This window comes from Terriglobus sp. YAF25 (assembly GCF_052113305.1).
Lineage (GTDB): Bacteria > Acidobacteriota > Terriglobia > Terriglobales > Acidobacteriaceae > Terriglobus.
Genome location: NZ_JBFRCY010000988.1, coordinates 1 through 1,296 on the forward strand (window position 1 = coordinate 1; position 1,296 = coordinate 1,296).

Genomic DNA, 1,296 nt, shown 5'->3' on the forward strand with positions numbered 1-1,296 from the left:
CGATTGAAGAACGCATCACGAATCTAATCGGGCAGTTGACGCTTGAGGAAAAGGCTCAGCAGCTAAACCATCTCAACCAGGGAATTCCGCGACTAGGAATTCCTATGTGGGGCGGATGGAATCAGACGCTTCACGGGGTGTGGTCTAAGCAGCCGACAACACTTTTTCCCGCTCCGATTGCTATGGGCGCGACCTGGGATCCCGCGCTGATTCACACTGTGGCGGAAAAGATGAGTGATGAAGCGCGCGCTCTCTATAACGCCCATGCTGACGGGCCGCGCTCCAAACATGGACTTGTCTTTCGCTCACCGGTAATCAACATCTCCCGTGACCCACGATGGGGACGCATCCAGGAAGTATTCAGCGAAGATCCACTGCTGACGAGCCATTTTGCGGTTGCCTATATTCGTGGCTTGCAGGGCGACGACATCAATCACCTTAAGTTAGCGGCAACGGTAAAGCATTTCGCAGTCAACAACGTTGAAACCGGTCGGCAACACCTTTCAGCAGCAGTGGATGAACGCAACCTCTTTGAGTATTGGCTACCTCACTGGAGAGCCGCAATCATGGAGGGCCATGCGCAGTCAGTGATGTCCAGCTATAACGCAATCAACGGGACGCCGGACGCGGTTAATCATTATCTTTTGACGGAGATTCTGCGAAAGAAATGGGGCTTCGACGGCTTCGTCACGGATGATCTCGGAGCGGTTCATCTTCTTACGGATGGGGGGAACAATCGGAACGGCTCAGAGCCTGGTCAACGATGGTCTGAGGATCCCGTGGCTGCGGCTGCCGAAGCGATCAAAGCCGGCAATGATTCGGATGATGCGGAGTTTGAAAAGAACCTCCCGATCGCTGTCAAACGCGGGCTTCTCACCGAAAAAGAATTGGATGCAGCAGTACGGAACGTCTTACGCGTAGGCTTCCGCCTTGGTGCATTTGATCCACCCGAGACGAGTGCATATGCCAGGATTTCGATGGATGTGGTTCGTGCACCGGAACATCTTGAACTCGCGCAAAAGCTGGCCGCGGAGTCACTCACCCTGTTGAGCAACCGGCAAAACTTTCTGCCGCTTCATCGTGAAGTGGTGCACAAGATTGCCGTGATCGGGCCTGCAGGTGGAGAGGAATACGAGACAGGAAATTACTACGGAACTCCATCACATAAAACGAGTGTTGTCGCGGGACTGAAGCAGTTACTTGGGGACTCCGTTAGCGTCGATTTTGGGCAGGGCGTTGGATTCGTGGAGCAGGTGAACAGCGGCGAAATGGAAAAGGCAATAAGCCTTGCGAAGC

General features: G+C 53.9%; 1 protein-coding gene. It reads left to right on the forward strand.

Going from position 1 to position 1,296, the window contains the following annotated elements:
• Nucleotides 1-104 precede the first annotated feature (104 nt).
• Nucleotides 105-1,296, forward strand: a 1,192-nt coding sequence (locus tag AB4043_RS25885; RefSeq protein WP_442308572.1) for a glycoside hydrolase family 3 N-terminal domain-containing protein, incomplete at its 3' end; no start/stop codon positions are given.